At 71.2% G+C, this 25973-nt stretch carries 31 protein-coding genes, 1 other RNA gene and 1 pseudogene; 18 read left to right on the top strand and 15 right to left on the bottom strand.

The features are described 5' to 3' along the window. Position 1 precedes the first annotated feature (1 nt). Together motA and ssrA are read right to left on the bottom strand one after the other, a co-directional pair. Complete coding sequence (gene motA, locus ACS5RC_RS15665; protein ID WP_478344815.1) at positions 2 to 871, bottom strand: flagellar motor stator protein MotA; 870 nt, start codon at positions 869 to 871, stop codon at positions 2 to 4. A gap of 212 nt (positions 872 to 1083) precedes the next feature. Continuing rightward, positions 1084 to 1471: a transfer-messenger RNA gene (ssrA, locus tag ACS5RC_RS15670) on the bottom strand. A gap of 180 nt (positions 1472 to 1651) precedes the next feature. On the opposite strand from ssrA, the gene ACS5RC_RS15675 reads away from it, so the two are divergent. From ACS5RC_RS15675 to ACS5RC_RS15690, 4 genes are all read left to right on the top strand, one after another. Beyond that, positions 1652 to 1912, top strand: coding sequence for a hypothetical protein (locus ACS5RC_RS15675; RefSeq protein WP_478344816.1), 261 nt, complete (start codon positions 1652 to 1654; stop codon positions 1910 to 1912). A gap of 63 nt (positions 1913 to 1975) precedes the next feature. Further along, entirely contained in the window at positions 1976 to 2107 is a 132-nt protein-coding gene (locus ACS5RC_RS15680) for a hypothetical protein (protein WP_478344817.1), read from the top strand. A 114-nt stretch (positions 2108 to 2221) separates the two neighbouring features. Then, positions 2222 to 2422 (top strand): hypothetical protein, encoded by a 201-nt coding sequence (locus ACS5RC_RS15685; protein WP_478344818.1) that lies wholly within the window; start codon positions 2222 to 2224, stop codon positions 2420 to 2422. Next, the gene (locus tag ACS5RC_RS15690; RefSeq protein ID WP_478344819.1) at positions 2419 to 2721 is read left to right on the top strand and encodes a hypothetical protein; all 303 of its coding nucleotides are present in this window, start codon (positions 2419 to 2421) and stop codon (positions 2719 to 2721) included. Before ACS5RC_RS15685 ends, ACS5RC_RS15690 begins: the two co-directional genes overlap by 4 nt. Before the next feature lie 63 nt (positions 2722 to 2784). Here the strand turns inward: ACS5RC_RS15690 and ACS5RC_RS15695 are convergent, their stop codons facing one another. The 9 genes from ACS5RC_RS15695 to rutR form a co-directional block, all read right to left on the bottom strand. Next, complete coding sequence (locus ACS5RC_RS15695; RefSeq protein ID WP_478344820.1) at positions 2785 to 2940, bottom strand: hypothetical protein; 156 nt, start codon at positions 2938 to 2940, stop codon at positions 2785 to 2787. A 175-nt stretch (positions 2941 to 3115) separates the two neighbouring features. Then, the gene (locus tag ACS5RC_RS15700; protein ID WP_478344821.1) at positions 3116 to 3367 is read right to left on the bottom strand and encodes a hypothetical protein; all 252 of its coding nucleotides are present in this window, start codon (positions 3365 to 3367) and stop codon (positions 3116 to 3118) included. 84 nt (positions 3368 to 3451) lie between these two features. Next, positions 3452 to 3655, bottom strand: coding sequence for a hypothetical protein (locus ACS5RC_RS15705; RefSeq protein ID WP_478344822.1), 204 nt, complete (start codon positions 3653 to 3655; stop codon positions 3452 to 3454). A 260-nt stretch (positions 3656 to 3915) separates the two neighbouring features. Then, positions 3916 to 4227 carry a hypothetical protein gene (locus ACS5RC_RS15710; RefSeq protein WP_478344823.1) on the bottom strand — a complete coding sequence of 104 codons (312 nt, stop codon included), beginning with the start codon at positions 4225 to 4227 and terminating at the stop codon, positions 3916 to 3918. Positions 4228 to 4397: 170 nt separating this feature from the next. Further along, entirely contained in the window at positions 4398 to 4919 is a 522-nt protein-coding gene (locus tag ACS5RC_RS15715; protein WP_478344824.1) for a flavin reductase, read from the bottom strand. 57 nt (positions 4920 to 4976) lie between these two features. Continuing rightward, positions 4977 to 5366 carry a pyrimidine utilization protein C gene (gene rutC, locus ACS5RC_RS15720; RefSeq protein ID WP_478344825.1) on the bottom strand — a complete coding sequence of 130 codons (390 nt, stop codon included), beginning with the start codon at positions 5364 to 5366 and terminating at the stop codon, positions 4977 to 4979. Positions 5367 to 5436: 70 nt separating this feature from the next. Next, positions 5437 to 6189: a pyrimidine utilization protein B gene (gene rutB / locus ACS5RC_RS15725; protein ID WP_478344826.1), complete on the bottom strand. Its 753-nt coding sequence runs from the start codon at positions 6187 to 6189 to the stop codon at positions 5437 to 5439. Beyond that, a complete protein-coding gene (gene rutA, locus ACS5RC_RS15730) occupies positions 6189 to 7298 on the bottom strand; it encodes a pyrimidine utilization protein A (protein WP_478344827.1) in 1110 nt (369 codons plus the stop codon). Before rutA ends, rutB begins: the two co-directional genes overlap by 1 nt. 228 nt (positions 7299 to 7526) lie before the next feature. Then, a complete protein-coding gene (gene rutR, locus ACS5RC_RS15735; protein ID WP_478344828.1) occupies positions 7527 to 8183 on the bottom strand; it encodes an HTH-type transcriptional regulator RutR in 657 nt (218 codons plus the stop codon). 291 nt (positions 8184 to 8474) lie between these two features. Between rutR and ACS5RC_RS15740 the strand changes: the two genes are divergently transcribed. From ACS5RC_RS15740 to ACS5RC_RS15770, 7 genes are all read left to right on the top strand, one after another. Beyond that, positions 8475 to 9155 (top strand): cysteine hydrolase family protein, encoded by a 681-nt coding sequence (locus ACS5RC_RS15740; protein WP_478344829.1) that lies wholly within the window; start codon positions 8475 to 8477, stop codon positions 9153 to 9155. Between the two features lie 95 nt (positions 9156 to 9250). After that, positions 9251 to 10264 carry an isopenicillin N synthase family dioxygenase gene (locus tag ACS5RC_RS15745; protein ID WP_478344830.1) on the top strand — a complete coding sequence of 338 codons (1014 nt, stop codon included), beginning with the start codon at positions 9251 to 9253 and terminating at the stop codon, positions 10262 to 10264. Between the two features lies 1 nt (position 10265). Next, positions 10266 to 10652 carry a VOC family protein gene (locus ACS5RC_RS15750; protein ID WP_478344831.1) on the top strand — a complete coding sequence of 129 codons (387 nt, stop codon included), beginning with the start codon at positions 10266 to 10268 and terminating at the stop codon, positions 10650 to 10652. A 79-nt stretch (positions 10653 to 10731) separates the two neighbouring features. After that, positions 10732 to 11820: a BMP family ABC transporter substrate-binding protein gene (locus tag ACS5RC_RS15755; RefSeq protein WP_478344832.1), complete on the top strand. Its 1089-nt coding sequence runs from the start codon at positions 10732 to 10734 to the stop codon at positions 11818 to 11820. 68 nt (positions 11821 to 11888) lie between these two features. Further along, positions 11889 to 13388 (top strand): ABC transporter ATP-binding protein, encoded by a 1500-nt coding sequence (locus ACS5RC_RS15760; RefSeq protein ID WP_478344833.1) that lies wholly within the window; start codon positions 11889 to 11891, stop codon positions 13386 to 13388. Then, entirely contained in the window at positions 13381 to 14505 is a 1125-nt protein-coding gene (locus tag ACS5RC_RS15765) for an ABC transporter permease (protein ID WP_478344834.1), read from the top strand. The genes ACS5RC_RS15760 and ACS5RC_RS15765 overlap by 8 nt, the downstream gene beginning before the upstream one ends. Beyond that, positions 14498 to 15433 carry an ABC transporter permease gene (locus tag ACS5RC_RS15770; RefSeq protein WP_478344835.1) on the top strand — a complete coding sequence of 312 codons (936 nt, stop codon included), beginning with the start codon at positions 14498 to 14500 and terminating at the stop codon, positions 15431 to 15433. The genes ACS5RC_RS15765 and ACS5RC_RS15770 overlap by 8 nt, the downstream gene beginning before the upstream one ends. 241 nt (positions 15434 to 15674) lie before the next feature. On the opposite strand, the gene ACS5RC_RS15775 is transcribed toward ACS5RC_RS15770, so the two are convergent. Together ACS5RC_RS15775 and rnhA are read right to left on the bottom strand one after the other, a co-directional pair. Then, a complete protein-coding gene (locus ACS5RC_RS15775; protein ID WP_478344836.1) occupies positions 15675 to 17177 on the bottom strand; it encodes an MDR family MFS transporter in 1503 nt (500 codons plus the stop codon). Between the two features lie 404 nt (positions 17178 to 17581). Further along, positions 17582 to 17998: pseudogene (gene rnhA / locus ACS5RC_RS15780) on the bottom strand (ribonuclease HI); the annotation flags it as partial. Positions 17999 to 18467: 469 nt separating this feature from the next. On the opposite strand from rnhA, the gene ACS5RC_RS15785 reads away from it, so the two are divergent. After that, entirely contained in the window at positions 18468 to 19115 is a 648-nt protein-coding gene (locus tag ACS5RC_RS15785) for a FecR family protein (RefSeq protein WP_478344837.1), read from the top strand. Between the two features lie 161 nt (positions 19116 to 19276). Continuing rightward, positions 19277 to 19672 (top strand): DUF3307 domain-containing protein, encoded by a 396-nt coding sequence (locus ACS5RC_RS15790; RefSeq protein WP_478344838.1) that lies wholly within the window; start codon positions 19277 to 19279, stop codon positions 19670 to 19672. Between the two features lie 9 nt (positions 19673 to 19681). Here the strand turns inward: ACS5RC_RS15790 and ACS5RC_RS15795 are convergent, their stop codons facing one another. Beyond that, positions 19682 to 21808: a CHASE2 domain-containing protein gene (locus ACS5RC_RS15795; protein WP_478344839.1), complete on the bottom strand. Its 2127-nt coding sequence runs from the start codon at positions 21806 to 21808 to the stop codon at positions 19682 to 19684. Positions 21809 to 22001: 193 nt separating this feature from the next. Here ACS5RC_RS15795 and ACS5RC_RS15800 point away from each other — a divergent pair, with 193 nt between their 5' ends. The 5 genes from ACS5RC_RS15800 (at position 22002) to ACS5RC_RS15820 (ending at position 25031) form a co-directional block, all read left to right on the top strand. Further along, positions 22002 to 23258, top strand: a complete 1257-nt coding sequence (locus ACS5RC_RS15800) for an EAL domain-containing protein (RefSeq protein ID WP_478344840.1) — start codon at positions 22002 to 22004, stop codon at positions 23256 to 23258. Positions 23259 to 23388: 130 nt separating this feature from the next. After that, on the top strand, positions 23389 to 23568 hold the full coding sequence (locus tag ACS5RC_RS15805; protein WP_478344841.1) for an Rmf/CrpP family protein: 180 nt from the start codon (positions 23389 to 23391) through the stop codon (positions 23566 to 23568). A 147-nt stretch (positions 23569 to 23715) separates the two neighbouring features. Next, positions 23716 to 23853, top strand: coding sequence for a hypothetical protein (locus tag ACS5RC_RS15810; protein ID WP_478344842.1), 138 nt, complete (start codon positions 23716 to 23718; stop codon positions 23851 to 23853). A gap of 157 nt (positions 23854 to 24010) precedes the next feature. Further along, positions 24011 to 24214, top strand: coding sequence for a hypothetical protein (locus ACS5RC_RS15815; protein WP_478344843.1), 204 nt, complete (start codon positions 24011 to 24013; stop codon positions 24212 to 24214). Between the two features lie 379 nt (positions 24215 to 24593). Further along, on the top strand, positions 24594 to 25031 hold the full coding sequence (locus ACS5RC_RS15820) for a CHRD domain-containing protein (RefSeq protein WP_478344844.1): 438 nt from the start codon (positions 24594 to 24596) through the stop codon (positions 25029 to 25031). 37 nt (positions 25032 to 25068) lie between these two features. Here ACS5RC_RS15820 and ACS5RC_RS15825 read toward each other — a convergent pair whose 3' ends face one another. Then, positions 25069 to 25953 carry a BLUF domain-containing protein gene (locus tag ACS5RC_RS15825; RefSeq protein ID WP_478344845.1) on the bottom strand — a complete coding sequence of 295 codons (885 nt, stop codon included), beginning with the start codon at positions 25951 to 25953 and terminating at the stop codon, positions 25069 to 25071. Positions 25954 to 25973 lie beyond the last annotated feature (20 nt).

The raw sequence follows: 25973 nt of genomic DNA on the forward strand, positions 1-25973 counted from the left end.
CTCAGGCGGCCTCGGCGCGGGCGCCCGGCACCGTGGACGCCTCGACCTCGTCGATGGTCGGGCGCTCGGCGCTGCTGATGCCCTTGCGGCCGTGCTCGACCGCGACCTGGGGCAGGGCGCCGTTCATGTAGGCGATCAGGCTCTGCTTCACGATGACGTAGGGGGCGCACTGCTTCTCGCGCACGCCTTTGATCTTGAGGGCGAGGGGCGCCATCACGCCGTAGGAGGCGAACACGCCGAAGAAGGTGCCGACCAGCGCCGCGCCGATCAGGCCGCCGAGAATCTGGGGCGACTGGTCGAGGGCGCCCATCGCCTTCACGATGCCGAGCACCGCCGCGACGATGCCGAGCGCGGGCAGCGCCTCGGCCACCGTGTTGATCGCCACGTAGGGCTTCAGCGCCGCCTTGCGGTGGCTGCCGATCTCCTCCTCCATCAGGGCCTCGATCTCGTGCGAGCGGGCGTTGCCGATCAGGATCAGGCGGCAATAGTCGCAGATGAACAGCACCAGATCCTGGTTCTTGGTCACGTCCGCGTAGTTCTTGAAGATCTCGGAATTGGCCGGATCGTCGAAATGCGTCTCGACCTCGTTGCGCGGCTTGGTCTTCAGTTCGCGCATCAGGGCGTGGAGCAGGCTCAGCAGCGACAGGAAGTCCTTGCGCTTCGGTCCCTTGTCGGTGACCGCCTCCATCGTGGCCTTGCCGGAATCGATCACCGTCTTCATCGGGTTGGCCATGACGAGGCCGCCCAGCGCCATGCCGCCGATGATCACGAACTCCCAGGGCTGCCAGATCACGATCAGGTGGCCGCCCATGGCGACGAAGCCGCCGAGCATGCAGCCGATCGCGATGAGCAGGCCGACGAAGATTCCCATGGCATCCCACCCCGCGCCGCGAGCCGTGTTCCGAGAGGCCGGATTAGGCAGAGTGGCTTGCGCGAGGCTTTGCGGCGTGCGGCCGGCCCGGAGAGGCGTCGTCGCGGACGCGGCGGGGGCACCTTGGCGGCGGCCGGCACGCGTCGGGGACCGGGCTCGTGGACCTCGGTTCGCAGATCGGGAGAGGGGGAAAAGGTGGGTCCCGGGGCCGAAGCCCCGGGTTCTGTTTCTACGGCTACCCTGCCGCAAGATGCTTACGCCGCGAGGCGGGCATCCATGACAACGTTATCGTTGGCATTTAGGTTTTGGCCCGATTGTCTGGAACGAGGGTCGCTCGCGCCGGACGAGGAGTACCAACCTCAGAGTCGCATTGTATCCTGCCGAAGCAGGACCAAACTCGCGGAGCCTTTACCGTCCAGTCGATCCTGTTTCGCCCCCATCAGAAGCATCCCGCGGCTGTGTCAGCCTGCTCCCCTGGTGGGGAGCCGAGGTGCTCGTGGTGGAGGCGCCGGGCACTGCCCCCGGGTCCTGAAACGTTATTACGAACCGGTCGTCAACCGTGCTCCCAATATAGGGGATGGCAGGCCGCGGGTCCAGAGCCATCGCCCGCGCGGCGCGGTCGAAACCGGCGCGGAGTCGGGCGCGAAAGGCGGAAATCGCCGGCTCAGGACTATCTTTCCACCGGATTGAGGCGCACGCTCGGGCGATCACCGGGTGGGCAACCCAGGCTCCGGTGGCTGAGGGCCTGCGTGTCCCCGCCTGTAACCGACGGGCGCTCCCATGGCAGACCTCATCGACCTCGTGGCCCACCGGCTCTCCTGCTGCTCGATCTCGCGCTACCAGGCCTACCGCTTCTCCGCCGACGGCAGCATCCGCTCGACGATCCTGATCGAGGCGGACGGCGACGTCGCCGCCAAACGGCACGCCTCGACCCTGATCGACGGCCGTCGCCTCGAGCTCTGGGCCGGCGCGCGCTTCATCAGCCACATCCTGAACCATGACGGCCCGATCGCGACCTCGATCCGGCTGGTGAACGACTGACCTCGATCCGGCCCCGGCGGGGCCCGGAGGCGGGGCGGACACACGCGAGGAGCGCAGGCCAGCATGGCAACCGAGAAGAAGCGCGGCAGCCGCGAGGCGAAGAAGCCGAAGGCCCCGGTCCCCAAGACCAACGCCTCTGCGCCGTCGACGAAGGGCATCGGGACGACGGCGGCCAAGAAGCCCGATCGTGGCTAGCCCTCGCGGCGCCGGGGCGGAAGCCGGTCCGGCGCGCAGGTTGGGCCTGGCCGAGGGCGCATGGTAGAGGCCGTCCGACAGCCTCCCTGCCCGGTCATGCGGAAGCTGATCGCGATGGTCGCGCGAGCGGCCGGCGAGCCCGGCCTGCAGGCGGATGGCCGCCTGATCGACCAGCTCACGGCCCTGGAGGTCGAGAGCCTGGATGCGGGCGCGCCGACGCGCACGGTCGAGGCGATCCGGGCGGCGCGCCGGACGATCCGCGTCGCGAGCCTGCTGCCGAGATCCCCAATCCTCCGAGGTCCACGACACCTATGAACCTGAACACCCCCAACCCGAATGCCGGGACGGAGTGCCTGCGCGCGCTGAACGCCCTGATCGACAAGGCCGACCGGCAGGATCTGGGCGCCGCCCAGAACCTGCTGCTCCGGTTCGTGCTCGGCCTCGACGGCGACGCGGCGCGGGTGGAGGCCATGGACGGCCTGCACGCCGCTCTCTCCACCGGCACGCAGAACCGGACATCGCACGAGCAGCAGGCCTTCCACACGGTCGTGCTCGGCATGATCGAGCGCACGAAGCTCACGGTCGGGCCGAGCGGGAAGGATATCCAGGCCTGAGCGCCGGGGGCGGCCGGCGCCGGGCGGGGACTTTCTCCCGCCCGGACCGGCGCCCGGCTTCGGTCAGGCCTTGCCGGGCAGCGGGACCGCCTTGACGCTCTTGCGGCGGCCCTCGGGCTTGACCATTTCGGGCTTGCCGGCGAGCAGCCGCTTGACGCGCTCGTTGAAATCGACGGCCGTGACGGCCTGAGCTCTGCCGGTGCTGGGTTCGCGTGCCATGGTGGCCTCTCTACGGTGGCCCAGGCACGGAATTGCGCGGAGGGACGATCAGCTTAATCAGCTTTTGACCGCGCAAACCATCGAATTCGCCCGCCGCATCCCGAATAGTCGCCTGCCCGCACAGGGGCCCGCGCCGGCCTGCCGCCGAGCCCGGGCGGACCGGGGCGCGACCGCCTCAGGCGATCAGCTTCGGCTTCACGATCGGGCTGCGGCTCAGGCTCTGGATCGCGCGACTCGGCCGCCCGGCCTTGCGGGCGATCTCGTCGTCCTGCTCGGCGATCGCCTGGCGCGCCGGCTCGTCGCCGTCGAGACCGCCGAGGATCTCCGCGGACACCCGCCGGTTCGATGCCCGGCTGCCGTCCTCGTAGACGACGTCGAACAGAACGAACCCCCGCTCCAGCGGTCTCATCTTCGTACGCTTAGCCATGTCCGCTCATACGCCAGAGTTCTCGCCCGCGTCAGAGCGGACCGTCGATCATGTGGTCGCACCGGGCCGGAATGCGGCCGGTGATCAGCCGTCGGTATAGAGGGCGGGCTGGCCCGCATCGTTCAGCGCCCGGTCGACCGCCTCGATGGCGAGCAGCGTGCGGGTCAGGTCCTCGGCCATCGAGATCGGCGCGAGATCGAGGGCGCCGATGCGCCGCGCCAGGGCGTTCCGCTGCCGCACGAGCGCCGCGCGCGCGCGCTTCAGGTCTTCGACGGCTTCGGGAGTCACGGGGCGCATCTCGCAATCGGAGGACGGATCGGTGAGGGGCCTACCGGAGGACAGCCGCGGGCCGTCGGGCTCCACGCCGCGTCCTCGAACCCTAACGGCACCGCGCGCTACCCGATGTCAACCATGGCCTGCCGCCGGGATGGCAGAATGGCGGGGCCCGCTTCTGCCCGGGGCCCGCGGGCCCCGCGGCGGCCCCGGACCAACGGGCGGTGGCGGGCGGCCGGACAACAGGCCGCCCGCCGCCTCCGATCGGCCCGCGATCAGCAGGACAGGCGTCGTCCCTCGCGGCGGCCGAAGGTCCGCCAATGGGCGGCGCCGGATTCCATCTGTCCGTTCCGGACGGCGCGCCGGACATCCGGATTGCAGCGCAGGTACTCGCCCTCGTCGAACCCGTATTCGGACCGGCCCCTGTAGCGCGGCCCGCGGTCCTCGTAGCCGTAATCGCGATCCCGGCCCCTGTAGTCGCGATCTCTGTAACCGTCGTCACGACCATAATAGGGCTGCGCCGAAGCCGACGCGATCAACCCGATCAGACCGAGACCTGCGGCCGCCATTACCGGTAGCGCCTTCATGTCACGTGCTCTCCTCAATCGACAGCAGGGAACGCGTTGAGCACGGAGTGGTTCGATCCCGTCCGGCCGAGCGCAACGCTCCGCCTGCACGCTCTGCGGAGTCGGCGCAACCGGGACGGGAGCGGCCATCCACCCGGAGGAGTGCGGGGCCCCACCGGATCAGGCGGCGATCAGGCCGCGACGTCCTGCGGCGCGAGGGGCAGCGCGTGGTAGCGCCGGTCGGCGTAGAGCAGGCCGTCGCCCTGGGGTCCCTCGGCCACGGCCAGGACTTCGCAGATCAGCACATCGTGCGTGCCGACCGCGTGGCGGTCGACGATGCGGCAGGCGAAGGCCGCCAGCGCGCCATCGAGCACCGGCGCCTCGGCGCCGCTCTGGCTCCAGGCGGCGGCGGCGAAGCGCTGATCCATCGGGGTCCGGCCGCCGAAGGCGCTCGCCACGCCGCGCTGGTGGGCCGCCAGCGTGTTGACGCAGAGGCGCTCGTTGGCGCGCACGGCGGCGTAGGCCGAGGCGGTGCGGTTGATGCAGACGAGGAGCGTCGGAGGGCCGTCGCTGACGCTGCAGACGGCCGAGGCCGTGAAGCCCGCGCGCCCGCCCGGCCCGTCGGTCGTCACGACATGGACCGCGCCGGCCACCCGCGCCATGCCGGCCCGATAGGCCCCGGCCTCCACCGCGATCATCCTGGTCTCAGTCATGGCAGGGGTGTCTCCGAGCGGAACGCGGGGGCCGGTCTTGCGGGCGGACCTGGCCGATCAGGGCCGGCCGAGATGGGCGATGGAGGCGATCTCGACGCGGGCCTCGGGCTTCACGAGGCCGCACTGGATGCAGTAGCGGGCCGGCTTGTCGCCGGGGAAATAGGCGGCGTAGACGGCGTTGATCGCCGCGTAGTCGGCCCAGTCGGTGAGGAAGACGTGGTTGAAGGTCACGTCCGCCAGGCTGCCGCCGGCGGCCTCCACCACGCCCTTGATCGTCTCCAGCACGTGCCGGGTCTGGGCGCCCGCATCGCCCACATGCACCACGTTGGCCTCCGCATCGAGCGGCAGCGTGCCGGAGACGTAGAGCACCCCGTCGGCCAGCGTGCCGGGCACGTAGGGCGCCAGCGGCTTGCCCGTGCCGGGCGGGATCACGACGGTCTTGGGCATGGCAGGTCTCGCAGCGATGGAGGAAGGAAGGGGCGGCGCGGTCCCCGAGGGCGGTCGGGTTCGGGCGACCTCACCCCGCGGCGGGCCGGCGCTCCGGCGCCAGCGCGTCCCGGAACGCCCTGACGTCCGAGACCCAGCCGAAGAAGGTCTCGATGTTCTGCAACGCCCCCGTCTGCAGGGCGGCCGGGCCGGCCTGATGCGTGGCGTCCGCCAGCACGATGCCGAAATATTCGAGGAAGAAGCCGTCGCGCAGCGTCGATTCCACGCAGACGTTCGTGGCGATGCCGGTGAAGACGAGCGTGCGGATGCCCCGCGCCCGCAGCGTCGAGTCGAGCGCCGTGTTGTAGAAGCCGCTGTAGCGCGGCTTGCCCATCACGATCTCGCCGGGCTCCGGCTTCAGGGCGTCGACGAGCGCGTAGTCCCAGCTGCCCTTGGCGAGCAGGCGCTGGTTCATCTCCGGGCGGGCCCGCATGGTCTTGAGCGCGTTCGACTTGTACCAGTTGGGCGAGCCCGGCCCGCCGGCCTCGGCGTAGTCGGCGTCCCAGCCGTTCTGGAACCACAGCACGGTCATGCCAGCCCCGCGCGCGGCGGCCACGGCCTCGCTGATCCGGGCGATCACCGGCTCGGTCTGCGAGACGTCGAAGCCGGCGAGGTCGAGATATCCGCCCCGGCTCGCGTAGGCGTTCTGCATGTCCACCACGATCAGCGCCGTGGCGGCCGGATCGAAGGCGATCGGCTCGGGGCGCGCCGGCAGGGTCACGTCGCCGTGCCGGCCCGCGGCGTCGCGGTAGCCCGCGGGCCCGGATTGCGGGAGCCTGTCCATCACGCCACCTGCGCGACCGGCGCCGCGTCCGTCTGCTGGCCGGTGACGTGGCGCCGCGTCTGCATCAGCGGCTGGATGCGGGTGCCGAAGGCGTCCACGCCCTTCACGAAGTCGTCGAAGACCAGCAGCACGCCCTCGGTGCCCGGCACGGTCGCCACCGCATCGAGCATGGCGGCGACGCTGGCGTAGGAGCCGACCAGCGTGCCCATGTTGATGTTCACCGCCGAGGTCGGATCGGCCATCTGCCGCACGTTGGTGTCGGCGCCGGACTTGGTGTCGGCGGCGCCCTGCACGCCGAGCCACGCGATCGCCTCCTGGTCGGCACCGGCCTTGTAATGCTCCCAGGTGGCGTGGGCGGCCTCGTCGGTCTCGTCCGCGATGATCATGAACAGCACGTAGGAGGAGACGGCGCGGCCCGTCTTGGCCTTGGCCTCCTCGAGCCGCTCCACCGTGGGGGCGAAGGCGGTCGGGGTGTTCACGCCCTTGCCGAAGCAGAAATTGTAGTCGGCATACTCGGCGGTGAAGGCCATGCCGGCCGAGCTCTGCCCGGCGCAGATGATCTTCATGTCGGCCTGCGGCTGCGGGCTGAGGCGGCAATCGTCCATCTGGAAGAACGTGCCCTTGCGGTCGCTGCGCCCGGTCTGCCACAGGTCGCGCAGGATCTGGGCGTATTCCGAGAGGTACTCGTAGCGGCGCGCGAAGTACTCGTCGCCCGGCCACAGGCCCATCTGGGAATATTCGGGCTTCTGCCAGCCGGTGACGAGGTTGAGGCCGAAGCGCCCTCCGGAGATGGAGTCGATGGTGGCGGCCATGCGGGCCGCGATGGCCGGCGGGATGCAGAGCGTGGGCGCGGTGGCGTAGAGCTTGATCCGGCTCGTCACGGCGGCGAGGCCCGCCATCAGGGTGAACGATTCGAGGTTGTGATCCCAGAACTCGGTCTTGCCGCCGAAGCCCCGCAGCTTGATCATCGAGAGCACGAAGTCGAGGCCGTGGGCCTCGGCCTTCAAGGTGATCTCTTTGTTGAGGGCAAAGCTCGGCTTGTATTGGGGCGCGTTCTCCGAGAGGAGCCAGCCGTTGTTGCCGATCGGTATGAAAACCCCGACGTTCATGGTGCCTCACGGTCCGGAGAATGCCGCGGCGGAGACTGTCTTCACCGCCGCTTCCCAGACACGATATCGGTTCAGACCAAATGGTCAAACTCCGAGTCGCGTTTTTTGACCATTTGCACAAAATCTCTTCGTTCCGCCTGTCGGACAGGCGCGGTTTGCCCGCGGCCAATGCAGAAAAGGCGCCGCGCCGGTGGCGGCTGATCGAGGCTGCGCGCGGCGCGCGATGCTCTAACGCAGCCCGAGGCTGGACAGGATGAGGTGCTGGGTGCTCGCCACCGTGCGCTCGAAGAAATCCGGATCCTGGAGCGAGTGCCCGGTCACCGCGCTCACCTGCACGGAGAAGTCGGCATAGTGCTGGGTGATCGCCCAGATCGAGAAGATGAGGTGGTGGGGATCGTGCGCGCCGATCCGCCCGTCGGCGATCCAGCCCCGGATGATCGCGACCTTCGTCTCCACGAGGTCGCGCAGCGGCCCTTCCAGCTCCGGCCGCAGCAGCGGCGCCCCCTGCACGATCTCGAGGCAGAACAGGCGCGAGGCGTGGGGCGCGTCGCGCGACAGCGTGAGCTTGGTGCGGATGTAGTTGCGGAAGGCCTCCGCGGGCTCGCTGTCCGCGTCGAGGGATTGCAGCGGATCGAGCCAGACGTCGAGGACCCGGCGCAGGACGGCGACGTAGAGCTCCTCCTTCGACGGAAAGTAGTAGAGCAGGTTGGTCTTCGAGAGCCCGGCCCGCTCGGCCAGCCGGTCGACGCTGGTCCCGTGCAGGCCGAGCGCCGAGAAGATCTCCAGCGCGGCATCGAGGATCGCCTCGCGCCGCAGCGCGCCGTCCCGGCGCAGCCGACGCTTGACCGGTCTTGGTGCGGTGGCGGTCACGCGCGCTGGCCCCATCACGCCGCTCTCGGGCGGCATTTCCGACCGGCAGAGCCATTGGAGAAGCGCGCCCGGGTGTCAATCGGATGACGATGGGTTCCGTCGGGCGGCGGATCCCTCCGGGCCAGGCCCGCGGCGGAGACCGGGCCGTTCCGCGGCTGAGCCCAGCCCGGATCGCAGGGCCGGAGCGGCTCCGGGGCCGGAGACCCGAACCGCCGCGGGGCCGTGGCGGGGCCGCCACAGCCGCGGCCGTCCTCTTGCAAGCGCCGCCGCGATCCGGACCGCAGAGGCACGAGAGGAAGATCCGCCATGCGCAGCTACGTCGACGGGCGGCTGACGCCGCTGGGACAGGAATTCGCGCCGTTCTTCGAGCCGAAGGCGACCGCGGTGGTATCGATCGACCTGCACCGGGGCCATCTCGACGACGATCCGGCCTGTCCCTGTCCCGCCCCGCGGGCGCGGGCGATCGTGCCGGCCGTCGACGCCTTCCACCGTGCGGCGCGGGCAGCGGGCATCCCGGTGATCCACGTCCGCAGCAAGCTCCGGGCTGGCGGCGTCGACGACGTCGCCGGCCTGAAGGCGGCGTGGCGCCTCGTCTTCCCGCTCCATGTCGGGCCCATCCCCAACGCCGACGAGCACGCCATCGAGGGCACCCGCTGGAACGAATTCGTGACGGAGGTCGCGCCGCGCGACCTCGTGGTCGAGACCAAGAAACGGCTCTCGGCCTTCTATCCGACCGATCTCGACTTCCTGCTGCGCAACCTCGGCACGCGCACCCTCGTGCTCGACGGGTGCCTGGCCGATTGCTGCGTCCTCAACACGGCCTTCGACGCCTCCAACCTCGGCTACCACGTCGTGGTGGCGCGCGATCTCGTGGCCGGGACGAACGCCGCGCTGGAGGATTCCGCCCTGCGCATCGTGGCGATGCATCTCGGGCTCGTCACCGACGCCGAGGTGATCGCCGGGGCCTGGGCGGAACGGGCTGCGTGAGCGCGGCGGGCGCGGCCCCGGGCCGAAGGCGCGCAAGCGTGGCACGGCCGTTGCGACGGCGTTTTGGACCATGTGGTCAAAATCTGGATGGCACCATGACCCTTCTCCAAGTGCCCGTTATCGATCTCACGCCCTACCGCGAGGGCACGCCCGAGGGTAAGGCGGCCGTCGCCGCCGAGGTGGATCGGGCCTGCCGGGATATCGGCTTCCTCGTCGTCTCGGGACACGGCATTCCCGAGGACCTGATCGCCCGGACCTACGCGGTCTCGAAGGCGTTCTTCGAGCGCCCGCACGCCGAGAAGCTCGCGGTCGATCGCCCGGCGCCCGATCAGGTCCGCGGCTACAGCGCCGTGGGCGGCGAGGGGCTCTCCTTCAGCCTGGACGAGCCGACGCCGCCCGACATCAAGGAATCGCTCTCGATCGGCCCTGTCGACGTCCCGGCGGACGATCCCTACTTCACCAGCGAGGCCGCCGGGCCGCACTTCGCCCCCAACGTCTGGCCGACGCAGCCGGCGGAGCTGAAGGCGGTGTGGACCGAGTATTTCCGCGCCGTCGACGGCCTCGCCCGCGACCTGATGCGGATCTTCGCCCTCGGCCTGCGCCTCGACGAAACTTATTTCGACGGCACGATCGACAAGAACATCTCGATGATGCGGGTGCTGCGCTACCCGGCCCAGACCAGCGCCCCGCTGCCGAACCAGCTCCGCGCCGGCGCGCATTCCGACTACGGCAGCATGACGATCCTGCGCAAGGAGCTCTCGGACAAGAGCCTGCAGGTGAAAAACAAGCTCGGCGCGTGGGTCGACGTGCCGGTAATCCCCGGCACCTTCATCGTCAACATCGGCGATCTGATGCAGCAATGGACCAACGACACCTGGTCCTCCACCGTGCACCGCGTGGTCAACCCGGAATTCGGCTCCGCCGAGAACGTCGATCGCCTGTCGATCGTGTTCTTCCACCAGCCGAACTACGACGCGGAGGTGGCCTGCCTGCCCACCTGCGAGAGCCCGGAGAACCCGGCCCGCTACGCGCCGGTCTCGTCGGGCGATCACCTGCGCTCGAAATTCGTCAAGCAGACGACCTTCGGCAAGGGCGAGAAGGCCGCCTGACGTGGCGCGCCTCTCCTACGTCAACGTCTTCACCCGCGACCTCGACGCCCTGCCGGACTTCTACATGCGGGTGTTCGGCTTTCCCGAGGTCGCGGCGATCCGCTCGCCGATCTTTCGCGGGATCGATGCGGGCGGCACCTGCATCGGCTTCAACGCCCAGGAGGCCTACGGCCTCCTGGGGCTCGCGGACGAGGCCGAGACGCGGGGCGTCAAGTTCCTGCTCAACCTCGACGTCGAGAGCCCAGCCGCGGTGGATGCCCTGGTTCCGGCGGCTTTGGCCGCCGGCGCCGCGCTGATCAAGCCGCCCTACCGCACCTACTACGACTGGTACCAGGCCGTGCTCACCGACCCGGAAGGCAACGTCTTCCGGATCAACACGGTGCTCTGACCGCGCGCCGCGGACGAGACCCGTTCCACCGACCATCCCGCGGCCTTCGGCGCCGCCACCCTGGGGGTTTATCGACACCATGATCCGACTGGTCTTCAAGGCGCTCGCCGCCTGCGCGCTCGCCGCGCTGCTGCCCGCGCTCCCCGCGCGCGCGGCGCCGTTCAAGCTCAAGGGCGAGCCGAAGGTCGCCATGGTGATCTTCGGCCAGAAGAACGACGGCGGCTGGTCCCAGGCCGCCGAGGAGGCCCGCGTGAAGATGGAGGCGGGGCTCGGCATGAAGATCCCGGCCGTGGACGGGGTGAAGGAGAACGCGACCGCGATCCGGCCCGTGGTCGAGCTCTTCATCAAGCGCGGCTACAACATCATCATCGGCACCGCCTTCGGGTATTCCGACACCTTCAAGGAACTCGCCGAGAAGTATCCCGACGTCGCCTTCCTCAACCTGTCGGGCACGACCAACGGACCCAACCTCGAATCCGTCTACGGCCGCACCTACGAGAGCCAGTATCTCTGCGGCATGGCGGCCGGCGCGGCCTCCAAGACGGGCAAGCTCGGCTTCGTGGCGGCCAACCCGTTCGGCGTGGTGAACTGGACGATCAGCGCCTACGAACTCGGCGCCCGGGCGATGAACCCCAACGCGACGCTGAACGTCGTCTATACGGGCATCTGGAACGACCCGGTGAAGGAGCGCGCGGCGGCGCAGGCGCTCGCAGAGCAGGGTGTCGACGTCCTCGGCCAGCACGTCGATACCCCGGCCACCCAGATCGTGGCCCAGGAGCGCGGCATCCTCGGCACGGGGCACCACCGCGACATGCGCGAGTTCGCCCCGAAGGCCACGATCTGCTCCTCGGTCTGGACCTGGGACAAGTTCTTCGTGCCCGAGATCAAGCGCATCATCGCGGGCACCTGGGAGCCCGCGCCCTACGGCGCCTTCATCACGATCAAGAACGGCGGCACCGACATCGCCTGCTGCGGCGCGGCGGTGCCCAAGGAGGCGGCCGACAGGATCATGGCCGAGCGCCAGGCGATCATCGACGGCAAGCAGGTCTTCGCCGGGCCCCTGGAGGACCGCGACGGCACCCTGCGCGTCCCGGCCGGGCAGACCCTCGGCGACGCGGACCTGTGGAAGATGGACTGGTTCGTGAAGGGCGTGACCACCCAGAAGTGACCCGCCCACGCCCCGGCCGCGTCGGCGGCCGGGGCCCGGCAATTCCGCGCATGGAGGCGATCCGCCCGATGGTCATGGCCCTGGAGATGCTCGGCGTCTCGAAGGCCTTCGACGGCTTCCAGGCCCTGTCGAAGGCCAATCTCGCGGTCGAGGCCGGCGAGGTCCACGCGCTGCTCGGCGAGAACGGCGCCGGCAAATCGACGCTGATGAACGTCGCGGCCGGGCTCTACCGGCCCGATCACGGCCGCATCCGCGTGCGCGGCCGGGAGGTGGCGATCGCCGGCCCGGTCGAGGCCAAGCGCCTCGGGATCGGCATGGTCCACCAGCACTACAAGCTGGTGCGCGCCTTCAGCGCCGTCGAGAACATCCTGCTGGCGCGCGGGAGCGCCCGCTACGGCGCGGGCCTCGCCGCGGTCGAGGCGGCGGTCCGGGCGCAGAGCGCGGCCCTCGGCTTCTCCGTCGATCTCGGGCGCCCCGTCGGCAGCCTGTCGGTGGCCGAACAGCAGCAGGTCGAGATCCTGAAGGCCCTCGTCGAGGGTGCCGGCATCCTGATCCTCGACGAGCCGACCGCCGTGCTCACCGACCGGGAGGCGGAGGCGCTCCTGCTCACCATGCGGGCGCTGGCCGCCCAGGGAGCGGCGATCGTGCTCGTCACGCACAAGCTCAACGAGGTCCGGCGCTTCGCCGACCGGGTGACGGTGATGCGCGGCGGTCGCGTCGTCGCGAGCGCCGACCCGTCGAGCCTGACCGCCTCCGAACTGACGACCCTGGTGGTCGGCGCCGCCGCCGTGCAGGAGCGCAAGCCCGCCGCGCAGGTCGGCCCGCCGGTGCTCGATCTCAGCGGGATCGTCGGCGCGCGGGGCGACGGGCTGCGGACCCTGAACGGGGTCGACCTCACCATCCGCCAGGGCGAGATCTACGGCATCGCCGGCGTCGGCGGGAACGGCCAGACCGAACTTGCCGAGATCCTGATGGGGGTGCGCCGCGCCGAGGCCGGCCGCATCGTGCTCGGCGGCGCCGACGTCACCCGGTCCGGCCCCAAGCCGCGGCGCGCCCGCGGCCTCGCGGCGATCCCGGCCGACCGGCACGCCTACGCGCTCGCGGGCGAACTTTCCCTCGCCGACAACTACGCCGTGGGAGGCCTCGCCTCCGGTCGCTTCGGCGGGTGGCTCCGGGTCGATCGCGCGGCCGTCCGGGCGCGGACGCTCGCGGCCATCGAGGCCTTCGACATCCGCGGGGCGCGAAGCCCGCGTCAGAAGGCCAACCTCCTGTCCGGCGGCAACGCCCAGAAGCTCGTCATCGCCCGCGAGTTCGCCGACGCGCCCCGCCTCGTCCTCGCCCACAGCCCCGCCCGCGGCCTGGACATGCGGGCGACCGCCGACATCCACCGCCGCCTGCGCGAGGCGCGCGACGGGGGCGCCGCCGTGCTGCTGATCAGCGAGGATCTCGACGAGGTGATGCTGATGGCCGACCGCATCGGGGTGATGAGCCGCGGGACGATCGTCGGCGAGTTCGACGCGCCCGCCGACCGGCAGGCCATCGGCGCAGCGATGGTGCACCATGCCTGAGACACTCTCGATGCCGCTGCTGTCCGCCTCGCCCGAGCCGCCGCGCCGGGGACGCCTCGCGGTCGAGATCCGGCAGCACGCGCCGGGCTGGTATCAGGGCCTGGTGCTGGCGGGCGGCCTCGCGGCCGGCATCGCGCTGGCCGCCGCGATCCTGGTGGCCTCCGGCGTCGGCCTGTCGGACCTCGCGCAGGAATTCGTCGTCGGGGTGGTGACGAACCCGACCAACCTCTCGGCGGTGCTGGTCCAGGCCGCGCCGCTCGCCATCCTGGGGCTTGCCGCGGCGATCGCCTTCCGGGTCCGGTTCTGGAACATCGGCATCGAGGGCCAGATGATCTTCGGGGCGATCGCGGCGACGGCGGTGGCGATCCACGATGTCGGCCCCGAGCCGGTGCGGATCGGCCTCATGATGCTGGCGGCGGCCCTCGCCGGCATGGCCTGGGTGCTGCTGCCGACCCTGCTCAAGATCCGCCTCGGGCTGAACGAGATCATCTCGACGCTGCTGCTGAACTACGTCGCCTTCAACGCGCTCCTGCACCTGCTCTACGGCGCCTGGCGCGATCCCGCGAGCAACTTCCCGAACTCGGCCCAGTTCGATCCGGCCGAGCGCCTGGGCGCGCTGGGCTGGGAGAATCTGACCTGGGCGCTGCCGCTCGCCGCGCTGCTGACCCTCGTGGCGTGGTGGCTGATGGGCGTCAGCCGCTTCGGCTTCCTCTCCCGGGTGGCCGAGGCCAACCCGCGGCTCGGCGAGGCGCAGGGCCTGCCGATGACGCGGGTGGTGCTCGCCGCCGCCCTGATCTCGGGGGCGCTCGCGGGCATCGCCGGCTTCACCATCTGCGCCGGCGTCGAGTACCGGATGACCCAGTCCTTCTTCAGCGGCTACGGCTTCTCCGGCATCCTCATCGCGTTCCTCGCCCGCAACAACCCGCTCGGCGCCTTCGTCGCGGCGATCCTGGTGGGCGTGCTGTTCGTGGCCGGGCAGAGCCTCCAGGTCTTCTACGCCGTGCCCGGCTCGATGGTGCAGCTGATCCAGGCGGTGATCGTCCTCTGCGTGGCGGCCTCCGACTTCTTCGTCCGCCACCGGGTGCGGTGGGTCTCGGGAAAGCGCTCCGATGTCTGACTTCGTCGTCAACTGGCTCGCCAGCACGCCGGGCTTCGCGCTGCCCTACGCGCTCGCCGCGCTCGGGCTGATCGTGACCGAGAAGGCCGGCGTGCTGTCGCTCGGGGCCGAAGGCTTCCTGCTCGTCGGCGCGGTGAGCGGGATCGGCGTCCTGCTCGGCATCGGCGACCACCCGTTCCTGGCGCTCGCGGCCGCAGCGCTCGCCGCCGCCGCGCTCTCGCTGATCTACGCCGCCCTGGTCGTCAGCCTGCGGGTGAACCAAGTCATCGGCGGCCTCGCGCTGGTCTTCCTGGCGCAGGGCCTGACCGGCGTGATCGCCACCCGGGAGGGCTGGACCAACCGTCCGGTGAGCGGCCTGCCGACCGTGCCCCTCGGGCCGCTCGCGGAGATCCCGGTGCTCGGCCCGATCCTGTTCGACCACGACGTCGTGGTCTACGCCGCCGTGCCGATCTTCGCCCTCGTCGCCTTCGTGCTGACCCGGACCATGACCGGCCTGCGCCTGCGCGCGGTGGGCGACGGCCCGGACGCGGCGGATGCCGCCGGCATCGGCGTCGCGCGCACCCGCTACGGGGCGATCGCCGTGGGGGCGGCCCTCGTCGGGCTGGCGGGCGGCTACCTCTCGATCGGCGTCGCCAAGATCTGGGTCGACGGCATCAGCGGCGGACGGGGCTGGATCGCCGTCGCCCTCGTGATCTTCGCCCGCTGGCAGCCCTGGCGGGCACTGGCCGGCGCCTTCCTGTTCGGGAGCATCGAGGGCCTGATTCCGCGCATCGCCGCGATCGGAGTCGCGCTGCCGCAATACTTCGTGCTGATGACCCCCTACCTCGCCACCCTCGCGGTGATGGTCTGGATCTGCCTGCGCCAGGACGGTCGCAGCCTCGAGCCGCGCGCGCTGGGGATCGCCCATCTGCGCGAGGAGCGGCGCTGACCCCGGGGCCCCGCCCATAACATCGATCCGCGATCCGGGGCGCTTCGGGCCTGACGGCGGCGGCGGATGGGGCGGGAAACGACCGCCGGAGCGGCCCCGACGACGCCCACGCGAGACCGGCCCGGGTCGAGCGGGGCCTCGTCCCGGCCGTCATGACTCATGGTCCGTTAGGGTTCGGCGAAGGACAGCCGCGCCGTCCGGCACGCAGGCCGCGATGAGCCGGGCTCATCGCGGCCTGTTCTCAGGGGCCGCCCTCGGCATCGCTCGCGCCGGAAGTCGAGGAAGGGTGACCGCGCAGCGGGCGTTCCTCCATCACGGCGAGGGCGGCGAGGGCGGCGGCGAGGCCCAGGCAGGCGGCGGCGAAGACAGAGCGGAAGGTGAGGGCGAGGGCCGCCGCGTCCGAGCCCCGCATCAGCCGCGCGATGTCGTGACCCGCAGCGGAGCCGCCGCCCGCGACGCCGCCGAGCACGATCGTGCCGAACACCGCGACGATCAGGGCCCCGCCGAGCGAGCGGAAGAAGTTCATGGAGGCCGTGGCGATCCCCATCTGGTGCGGCTCGACGGCGTTCTGGATCACGATGGTCGAGAGCGGCAGCACCGTGCCGATGCCCATCGACAGGAAGCCGAACAGCACCTCCAGGAGCCAGAACGGCAGCGCCCGGCCCTCGCTCGCGATCACGCCGCAGCAGAGGATGCTGAGCGACAGCATCGTGAGCGGCACGCGCTTGTAGTGGCGCAGATACATCATCGACCGGCCCGAGAGCGTCGCCCCCGTCACCGTGCCGACCATCAGCGGCACCAGCGCCACGCCGGACTGGCTCGCCGTCAGCCCGATGACGCCCTCGAGGAAGATCGGGACGTAGATGGTCAGCCCGATGAAGGTGCCCATGGCAAAGCACGCCGACAGGGTCGCGCTGGTGACCACCTGATCCTTGAGCACGCTCGTCGGGATCAGGGGCTCCGCGGCGGTGAGGAGCCTCGCCACGAAGCCGGCGCCGACCGCGACGGCGAGAGCGGCGAGGCCGGCGATCTGGGCAGACCCCCAGGGATAGTGCACGCCGCCCCAGCTCAGCGTCAGGAGCAGGAGCGTCGAGGCCAGCATCAGCAGCGCGGCGCCGGGATAGTCCAGCCGGTGCCGCCGCTCGTTGCGCGGCAGAAGCCTGAGCTTGGAATTGGTGAGCGCGAAGGCCAGAAGGCCGATCGGCAGGTTGATCCAGAAGATGAACGACCAGTGCAGGTGTTGGGCGAGGAAGCCGCCGAGCAGGGGGCCGGCGAGCGAGGCGACCACGAACACGCCGGCGATGTAGACTTGGTACCGCGCGCGCTCCCGCGGCGACATGATGTCGGCCAGGATGGTCTGCGCCAGGGCGATCAGGCCGCCGCCGCCGACGCCCTGGAGGCCGCGGGCGAGCGCCAGCGTCACCATCGAGGGCGCGAGGGCGCAGGCCAGCGAGCCGAGGCTGAACGTCGCGATGGCGATCAGCAGCATGATCCGGCGGCCGTGAATGTCGCTGAGCTTCCCGTAGAGCGGGGTCACCGCCGTCGCGGTCAGCAGGTAGGCCGTGACGATCCAGGGCAGGTTGGCGGCGTCGCCGAGTTCGATCCCGATCGTCGGCATCGCGGTGGCCACGATGGTCTGGTCGAGGGCGGCGAGCAGCATCGCCGTGACCAGCCCGAGGACGATCGAGCGGATCTCGGCGGGTGTGAGGCGGACCTGCGGAGCGGCGCGGACCGGCGCGTTCATGCCCGGCCGCTCTCCACCCGCGGTCGCAGGCCGCGCGATGCCGGCCGGACATCGCGTCCGGCCCCAGTCCTGTGGAGCGCCATGGGGTCCAAACTCCTCGATGCGCCGAACGCGCGCAGGATCCGGACGCAGTTGTCCGGGGCCTTCGTTTCGGTTGTGCTTCTAGGAGCCTTCGCCCGCGCCGCCTACCGCGATCCCGCGTCGCGGCGCGGGGCGTAGCCGACGATCCTGCAGATCCCCTCGATGAAGGCGGGCGCGCTGCCCTGCACCCGCTCTGAACCGTGGATGGCCTCCGGGCGGTCGATGCCCTGCGCGGCGATGTAGGCCCGGCAATGGGCGAGGAGCGCGGCGAGGTCTGGCTTCGGCGCTGCGACGGAGGCGGGGGCGGGGGCCGCGACGACACCCCGGATCGCCGCCACGGCGAGACGGTCGCAGCGCTCGTTCAGGGGGTGGCCGGCATGGCCCTTGACCCAGCGCCAATCGACGTCGTGCAGCGCGGCCAGGGAATCGAGCCGCTCCCAGAGGTCGCGGTTCTTCACCGGCTCGCCCGCGGCCGTGCGCCAGCCCTTGCGCTTCCATCCGCTGATCCAGGAGGTGATGCCGTTCTTCACGTACTGGGAATCGGTGGTGAGCGAGACCTTGCTGGGGCCGGGCAGCGCCTCGAGCCCGCTGATCGCGGCCATCAGCTCCATGCGGTTGTTGGTGGTGAGAGCCTCCCGGCCGGAGAGCTCGCGCTCGCCCTCGGGCAGGCACACGATGGCGCCCCAGCCGCCGGGACCGGGATTCCCCTGGCAGGCGCCGTCCGTGTAGATGTCGATCATGGGGCGATCCTTCGCTCTCGATGCGTCCGCGGCCCGGATCGGGCGTCCCGTTCGCAGACGTGGTTGCCCGGTCCGGCGGGCGCCAGCGCGGCCTGACGCGAACCGGTGCCGACCGGCGCGAGGCCGGGGCCGCTTCGGCGACCCGTCTCCGCCATGAAGGTTGCGATCGTCTGAACCCCGTCACGGCCGAGGCCGTGCCAACCCGCCCCGGCGACGCGGTCGCGTCCAACCCGCCGATGGACCGCGGATCTCAAGCCAACAGCAATTCAACGTCGTCTGCGCGAGACCTCAAGCAACGCTCGCTCTCCAGAGGGCACGTAGGACGATTAGCGCCATCTTAAACAAGATCGCGTTGAATGCGGCCTCGAAAACGTTCGCTTCCGTCGGGCGCCCTCGCGCGAACCGTACCGCGCGGATCTTTCCCGAACGCCATTCATCCTGAATTCGACCGGACCAAGAGGCAGGACCGATGAGACGATACATGGCCTGGGCGGCAGCGAGCTGCACGATCGTCGCGCCCGCGGTCGCAGCTCCCTTTCAGATCGGCCAGGTCGAGAAGGTGGACCGGCAGGCGGTCGCCCTGCAGGCGGGATCGTCGCGCGACATGACCCCGAACGGGCCGGTGTTCTTCAAGGACATGATCCGGACCGGCGACGGCGCCCGCCTCGAAGCGAAGCTCGCCGACGGCACGGTCCTGACCCTCGGCGAGCGCGGCAAGATCACCGTCGACGAGTTCGTCTACAGACCCGGCCAGCAGGGCGGCAAGCTCGGCCTGAGCGTCGCGCGCGGGGCCTTCCTGTTCGTCGGCGGCAAGATCGAGGGCCCGACCGGAGGCAACGTCGACATCAAGACGGCCGTGGGTACGCTGGGCGTGCGCGGCACCACGGTCTGGGGCGGCGCCATCGACGGCGGCTACGGAGTGTTGGTCCTCGACGGCGAAGTGGTGCTGAAGACGCGGCGCGGCAGCGTGCTGATGCGCAAGGGTCAGGGCACCATGGTGTATGCGGGACGTGCGCCGGAGCAGGCCGCTCCCTGGCCCGAGGACCGGACCAAGCGGGCGGTGGCGACCATCACCATCGCCGATCAGCGCCGCTTCGTCCCGACGCTGGGACGCTGACCGGCAAGCATCCGCCGCAAGTCGTGATTCAGGGCTGCCCGGTTCTCGCGTAATCCGGACGCCACCCTCACGACTTCGAGACTGATCTCCCGGCGAGCCCGTTAGTGAGTCATTGATATCGCTGCGGGTACGCTTCGGCCGTAGCCTCGGAGATCGCCTCGGTGCAACCGCTCGATACGAACGTGCCGCTGGTCACGTTCAGCACGTTGCTGATCGTGATCGCGGCCAAGCATTACGGGGCCGATTTCGTCGGCCAGACGGAATGGATGGCCCGCGGCAAGGAGCGGGTCTCGGGCTGGGCCCTGCCGCTCGCCGCCCATGCGGGGCTGCACGCCCTGTGCACCCTCGGCATCGCCCTCGCGTTCAAGCCGCGCCTGTGGTGGGTCGCCCTCGTCGATCTCGCGCTCCACGCAGCGATCGACCGCGGGAAGACGATGGTCGCGCATCGCACCCGCTTTCCGATGACCGACCCGCGGTTCTGGTGGGTGATGGGCTTCGACCAGTTCCTCCATCAGGTCACGAACGTGCTGCTCGGCTTCCTCCTCGTCCTGGGCTGAGCGCCCCCGTCACGCCGCCATCCGGACCGAGCGCTCCCCGGCGCGGATGCGGCGGGCGTGCAGGGCGAGGATCGGGTCCTCGGGGCTCGCCGCGTGCAGGCGCAGCAGCTCCTCCGCGGCGCCGGCATCGCCCCCCGTCAGCCGGGCAAAGGCCGCGCAATAGGCGCTCAGCCCGGCCGCTGGCCCGGGAACCGGCTCGAACACGTCGACGCCCAGCGACTTGCCCTTGAGCATCAGCGTGCCGACCGGGCGGAAGCTGCGCCCCGGGACCTGCTCGTAGGTCGCGCGCGCGACGCAGATCCGGGTCCCCAGCACCTTGTTGGCGGCTTCGAGCCGGGCGGCGGTGTTGATCGCGTCGCCGTGCGCCGTGTAGTCGAAGCGGCGCGTCCCGCCGAAATTGCCCACCACCGCGCGGCCGGTGTTCACGCCGATCCGGGTCACGCCGAAGGGCACGCCGCCCGCCCGCTGCCGGGCCTTGAAGTCTTCCGCGAAGACGTCGAGGGCAATGGCGCAGGCGACCGCACGCTCGGCATGGTCGGGCTGGTCGAGGGGCGCGTTGAACATGACGTGGACCGCGTCGCCCACGATCTTGTCGACGGTGCCGCCATGCTCCATCGCGATCGAGCACAGGCCGTCGAGATACGCGTTCAGCAGGTGGACGAGGGCCTCCGCGCCCGAGGCCTCCGTCATCGCGGTGAAGCCCTCGAGGTCGGTGAACAGGAAGGTCATCTCCCGGCTCTCGCCGCCGAGCTTGAGGCGGCCCGGATCGCTCGCCAGCGCCGCGACGAGGTCGGGAGAGAGGTAGTGCGTGAAGGCCGAGCGCAGGCGCTTGGCGGCGCGCTCGGCGCCGGCGTAGCGCGCGAGGCTCGCGGCCGCGAACGCCGCCCCGAGGCCGAGCGTGGGCACGGTCGGGTCGAGGAGCAGACCGGCCTCGGCGAACAGGGCGAGGGCGGCGCAGGCGGCCAGCGGGGCGAGCAGCGCCGCGACGAGCGTCGCCGTGCGCAGGCGGACGAGCGCGCAGGCGAGCGCCGCGCAGAGCCCCAGGACGAGCGCGGCCAGAACCTCGGCTCCCGGCGCCCAGGACGGCCGGATCAGGTGCCGGCCGGAGAGGGCCTGTTCCAGGGCGATGGCGTGCAGGTTCACCCCCGGCTCGAACGGGGTCATCGGCGTCGGACGCAGGTCCGACAGGCCGACCGCGCTGGTGCCGACGAAGACGGCCGCGCCCGCGATCTCCGCCCGAAGCCCGGTGCGCGCGACCGGGTCGAGGAGCCGCCACGCGGGGATCGTCGGCGTCGAGCGGGCCGGTGGGAAGTTCAGGCGCAGCGCGCCCGTGTCGTCCAGAGGCAGGTCGATCTCGCCGACCCGGACCGTGAAGCCCGTCAGGCGTTCGCCCTCCTGCTCGACCCGCAGCTTGACGGTATCCTCGTCCTGCATCACCCGCAGGGCGTCGAGGGCGAGGGACGGGACCAGCCGGTCACCGACGACCGCCAGCAGCGGCAGCCGCCGGATGATCTCGTCGGTCCCGGCCGCGATCGTGAAGCTGCCGTGGCCGGCCGTCGCCGCGTCGAGAACCTCGATGTTCCCGACCGCGCCGCCGAAGCGCGGCAGCGCCGGGCGGGGATCGCCGCCGATGACCGCCACCGCCGCGGCGCGGGCGACGCCCGCCCCGTTCTCCGTCGGCAGGAGGCCGATCCCCGCGACCACGCGTCCGCGCCCGAAGGCCGCGGCCAGGATGGCGTCGTGATCGGGCAGGGGCCTGTCCGGATCGGCCCTGCGGAACTCGAAGCGCCGCTCCCAATCCTGCACCAGCCGCGACGGGGAGGTCCGGTCGGGCTCGGCGAAGACCATGTCGAGGGCGATGGCGCCCGCGCCGAGATCCTGGAGCGCCACGACGAGGTCGGCGACGAGCGTGCGCGGCCAGGGCCACTGCCCGTGCCGCTTCAGGCTGTCCTCGTCGATGTCGACGACGCGGACCGGCGTCCCCGCCGCGGGTCGCGGCAGCAGGCGCTGGAGCGTGTCGAAGGCGGCGAACCGAAGGCGCTCGAACGGCACAGGCACCGCCGCGCACAGGGCCAGCAGGCCGAGCAGGGCCGCGAGACCGGCGAGCGCCGGGGCCAGACGTCGCGATCGGAGCATAGAGGCGAGGTCCCCGCGTCCCGGATACCGGCAGGGCAGGGTGCCGGGCGGGCGCCAGACTCGGGGCGCGAAGCTGAGATCCCGTTAAGGATGTGGTGAAACGGCGGGAAATTCGCGAAACGTTCGTCCGCGCTTAACCGCGACCGGCCATCATCGGCCCCCGGCGGGACTCCTGCCGGACAAGGATCCTCCCTTGGCGAACCCGCTCGACACGACATTGGACCATCGGCTGCTGCCGGCGGGCGCTCTCCTCTTCGCCGCCGGAGAACCCGGGGACGCGGCCTACCTCATCGTCAGCGGACGCCTGGAGATCTTCATCGAGCGCCCCGAGGGCGATCTCGTCCTGGCGCAGCGCGGCCCCGGCGAGATCGTGGGCGAGATGGCGATCCTCGACAAGCGGCCGCGCTCGGCCTGCGTCCGCGCGACCGAGGACAGCGCGCTGGTGGTGATCACCGAGACGCAGCTCGACCACCGCATCGCCGAGACGGACCCGATCCTGCGCATGTGCCTCGGCGTGGCGCTGGCCCGCTACCGCGAGACGGTGGGCATGCTCGAGCGGATGCAGGGCGCCGCGCCGCCGGTGATCCAGTCGGAGCCCTCGGCCTCCGCCGAATGCTTCGCCGCCGCGCTCGAGACTCTCGTGCTCGAACGCCAGATCCGCGCCGGCCTGCAGACGGACGCGTTCCAGCTGCACTTCCAGCCGATCGTGCGGCTGCAATCGGGTCGGCTCGCCGGGTTCGAGGCCCTGATGCGCTGGCAGCACCCCAGCCGCGGCCTCGTCTCGCCCGCCGAGTTCATCCCGGTCGCCGAATCGTCCGGGCTGATCGTCGACCTGACGGCACGGGCGTTCGAGGAGGTCGGGCGGGTCTTTCCCGAACTGATGCTCGCCGCGCTCGGCAACCCGCAGGCGATCGAGGGATCGCTGTTCATGAGCGTCAACGTGTCGGGGCGCGACCTCGCCGGCGCCTCGTTCCCCGAACTGATCGCCGGCTTCCTGGCGCGCACCGGCATCGCGCCGGGCTCGCTCAAGATCGAGGTGACCGAGAGCATGCTGATGCGCGACCCGGAGCGGGCGGCGGCGGCGCTGGCGGAGTGCCGCCGCGCCGGGCTCGGCATCGCCATCGACGATTTCGGCACCGGCTACTCGTCGCTGAGCTATCTCAGCACCCTGCCGGTCACGACGCTGAAGATCGACCGCGCCTTCGTGCGGACACTGCTCGCCGACCACACCAGCCGCCGCATCGTCCAGACGATCCTGCGCCTCGCCGACGAGCTGGCGATCCCCGTCGTCGCAGAGGGCATCGAGCAGGCGGCGGAGGCGGAGGCCCTGTCCGAGATGGGCTGCGCCTTCGGGCAGGGTTACCTCTTCGGCCGTCCGATGTCGCTGGAGGCGGCGCTCGGGGCCACGCGCGGATGGGCACGGCCCGACCGCGCGGAAGCCGCAGCCTGATCCGGGGCACGGCGAGGCCGCGGCATCGTCGGCCCCGCCAGCCGCCTCCGCGGCGGCGGCGTGCGAGCCGCTTCGCCCGCGAACCTTCTGCGCGCGCGTTCGTTCTGAGCACGCAACAGGAGAGGCGCCCATGACCGTCGTCGTATCGAAGGAGATCTGGACGGAGGGCCGCGCGGCCCGGGCCGCGGGCCAACCCGTCTCCGCCGATCCCTATCCGGCCGGCTCGCAAAACAGCGCGGACTGGCTCTCGGGCTACACCGCCGCCGAGGCCCAGCAGAACGTCGACCGGCCGGAGCCGGACGAGGGCTGAGGCGCTTCGATCCGAGGGTCGGGAGCAGTCCACGGCTGGGTGCGCCGCACCATGCACAAGCTGCAGATCTGGCTTGAAGAATGTGGTATACCAACGCGAATGATGCGGTGCGATAAGACGGTCATCGACCTCGAACGGGACAGACCGATGACCTTCCTCGCCGTGACCGCCCTCGTCGCCATCGCCGCCGCCGCCAACGTGTCTCTCGTGATCGCCATCGCCGACCGCTTCGGCTACGAGGGCAAGGCCGTGGGCATCCTCGGCGCCGTGCCGAGCGCCGCCTGAACCGCCCCCCGGGTCCGTCCGACGGACCTATTTCAGTCGATCTGCGACAGCCCGCCCGGGCGACCGGGGCGGGCTTTTCGCTGTCCGAATGCGAATCGCACTGATCCGTTCGCAGTTCCGCGGGTTCTCCCCCGAGGCCACAGCGAAGGAGCAGCCGATGACGAGTGAGGGCGCGACAGCGAGCGACAGTCCCTTCATCAAGGGACGCAACGCCAGGCTCTACGGCAAGGCCCGGGACAGTTGTCCCTACCCGGAGGGCTCGCAGGACAGCGAGGCGTGGCTGCAGGCGTTCGACGAGGCGAGCACGCCGGAGGCCGAGATCGACAAGGGCACCGTCGACGACGTGGCCAAGCGGCCTTGATCGGCAGCGGCCGAGCCGCGGTACGGCGGCCGGTCTCCTGAGACGCGCCTCGCTTCCCGGTCTGGCGGGTTCGCTCCGCTCGGACGCCCCGACCCGGGTCGGAGCGGGCGGCAGCCCGCCCACCGCGCCCCGCACGGGCTGAGGCCCGGCCGCACTTCCCGCGGCCGGACGATCCGCGCGGACGATGCCGGGTCGGGCGCGCTCGGGACCGACGGGCCGGACGGCGCCATGACGGCCCGTCCGGACAGGTTCGGCTCCAAGTCGGCTTCAAGACTGCGGACGAAACAACAGTTCGCGTCCGAAACGGTATCCTCGTCGGTGGAAAGCACGCTAGGCTCGCGTGCTTCGCCCCGACGGGGCGTGCCACAGGGAGGACACGATGCCGCGCGCCATTCATCGCAGCGTTGCCGCCGCGCTCATGCTCACCGCCTCCGTCGCCGCGGCCGCCGCCGCGGGCGAGACGACGACCTACCGGGCCGAGCTGAAGGGCTCGAGCGAGGTGCCGGCGAACACCGCGCCGGGCCAGGGCGAGATCACGGCGACCTACGACCCGGCCGCCAAGACCCTGTCGTGGAAGGGCAGCTACAGCGGCCTGACCGGCGCGGCCACCGCGGCGCATTTCCACGGACCGGCCGAGCCCGGCAAGAACGCCGGCGTGCTGGTCCCGGCGCCCGCGGCGGCGAGCCCGTTCTCCGGCTCTGCCCCGCTCGACGACGCGAAGGCGGCCGACCTCAAGGCCGGCAAGGTCTATTTCAACGTCCACACCGCCGCCCATCCGGGCGGCGAGCTGCGCGGGCAGCTCGAACCGGCGAAGTAGACGACGTCCGCCCGCTTCGCGGACCGGCCGCGGCGCCTCAGGCGGCGAGCGCGTCCGCCCGCGCTGCGGGGTCGGTCTCGGCCGAGGGCGTCGCCAGCACGGCCTCGGCGTCGTCGCACAGCGTCGCCGCGAGCAGCCGGAAGCGCTCGGCCCAGAGGTTGCGCTCCGCCCGCAGGGCCTCGAGCTGGTCGTTCAGGACGGAGGCGGCGGCCCGCTCCTCGTCGAGGGCGGCGCGCAGTTCCGTGGTGAGCGCACGCTCGCTCGCGAGGGCCACCCGGAACACGGCGAGCGCCGCCTCGGCCGAGCCGCGCATCAGCGGACGACGGCCTGTTCGCGCAGGCTGCCGCCGCGCGGCGTCCTCGGCCGGCGGGGCCGCCAGCGGCAATGGGGTCACGGATTCCGCGACGCGGGCGACGAGCGGCGCCGGCTCGGTCCGGCGGGCCGGGGCCTCGGCCGGCAATCCAGCCGGCTCCTGGACCGGTACGGACACGCAATCCTCCTCCTCCAGGACGAGGCTGTGCAGCATCCGGAACACCGCGTCGCCGTCGAGGCGGGCGTGATCGAAGCCGCTCTCCGCCCCGAGCCGGCTCCACCGCGCCTGCCCGTCGGCGGATTGGCCGACGAAGGCCATCGACCAATTGGCGAAGCCGCGACTGTCGACCGGCCCGCACTGGAGCACGGTGACGTCGCCGTGGCGCAGATCGCGCTGGATGCGCTCGAACGTGTCCTCGACGCTGCGGCGGGGACCTTCGAGCACCTGCGCGAAGGCGCTGCCGTTGAACATTAGGGCTCCGGTCACGCCGACCCGCGCGTTGTTGCGCTGAGACGCGGCCAGGATCTGCGTCACCGCCTCGGAGGGTGGCGAGCCTCCACCCGACAGGAGGTTCTTGCTGGCGTAGACGAGGCGGTACAGGTCGCTCATGGAATGGCTCTCGGCATCTG

It is taken from the genome of Methylobacterium sp. HJ2 (assembly GCF_056431005.1).